The sequence below is a fragment of the Rhizobium sp. P1_E6 genome, assembly GCF_056405875.1.
This window is the reverse complement of sequence record NZ_JBFUBG010000277.1, coordinates 1-1,357: the sequence shown is the minus strand read 5'-3', so window position 1 is coordinate 1,357 and position 1,357 is coordinate 1. Positions and strand designations below refer to the sequence as shown.

General features: G+C 57.3%; 1 protein-coding gene. It reads left to right on the top strand.

Annotated features, from left to right (window positions below; genetic code table 11):
* Nucleotides 1–27: 27 nt before the first annotated feature.
* Nucleotides 28–1,357: cytochrome ubiquinol oxidase subunit I (locus AC1D35_RS36195; protein ID WP_477942833.1), on the top strand; the 1,330-nt coding region annotated here is incomplete at its 3' end.

Below are 1,357 nucleotides of genomic sequence, written 5' to 3'. Positions count from 1 at the left end.
AGCATACTCTGTCCGAAGGAGCGATCGATGACGTTCTTCGGACTGGAGGCGGAGATGCTTGCCCGAATACAATTCGGGTTTACCATCTCCTTTCACTTCATTTTTCCGGCATTCTCCATCGGTACGGCGAGCTTTCTTGCGGTTCTCAACGCGCTCTGGCTCTGGAAGAAAGATCCAGCCTACCTAAAGCTCTTCGAATACTGGAAAACCATCTTTGCCGTCACCTTCGCCATGGGCGTCGTGTCGGGCATCGTGATGAGCTATCAGTTCGGAACGAACTGGTCGGTACTTTCCCAAAGAGCAGGCTCGATCATCGGTCCCTTGATGGGCTACGAGGTTCTGACGGCGTTTTTCCTGGAAGCGGGGTTTCTCGGCATCGCTTTGTTCGGACGGGAGCGTGTCGGAGATGGGGCCCACATGTTTGCCGTGGCCATGGTTGCATTGGGAACCCTGATCTCTGCGACTTGGATAACCTCGGCGAACAGCTGGATGCATACGCCCGCAGGGTTCAGCATCAACGCCAGCGGCATCTTCGTGACCGAGAGCTGGTGGCAGATCAWCTTCAACCCGTCATTTCCCTATCGTATGGCGCATACCGTTGTGGCGGCCTTCCTCACAACCGCTTTCGCCGTCGGAGCCGTGGGCGCCTGGCATCTCTTGAAGCGAAACGACAATCGGCAGGTCCGCATCATGTTCTCGATGGCGATGTGGATGGCGGCGTTGGGAACGCCGCTGCAGATCCTGCTTGGGGACCTCCACGGTCTCAACACGCTCGAGCATCAGCCGGCCAAGATTGCAGCGATGGAGGGGCATTTCGAGACGCACAAGGACGGTGCCCCGCTAATCCTGTTCGGAATACCGAATGACGGCGCCGAGCGAACGGAATATGCGGTCGAAATTCCAAAGCTCGGTTCGCTGATACTGAAGCATGATCCCAATGCGAAGATAAAGGGATTGAAAGAATGGCCGCGTGATCAGCGTCCGCCCGCGCTGATGCCCTTCATTACCTTCCGAGTCATGGTCGGTCTCGGCTTCTTGATGCTCGGACTTGGCCAATGGTCCCTGTGGGCACGCTGGAAGGGGTATTTATACAGGTCGCGGTTGTTGCATCGTTTCGCCGTGATAATGGGTCCGTCCGGGTTTATCGCGGTCCTTGCCGGGTGGTACACGACCGAGGTCGGCCGCCAGCCCTGGACGGTCTTTGGCCAGCTCAGGACAGCTGACAGTCTCTCGCCGGTTTCAGCTCCGACCGTCGGGACCTCCCTCATCATCTTCATCATCGTTTATTTCATCGTGTTCGGTGCGGGCGTCTTTTATCTCCTGAGGCTGATGCGGCGGCCGCCTTTTGAGATCGACG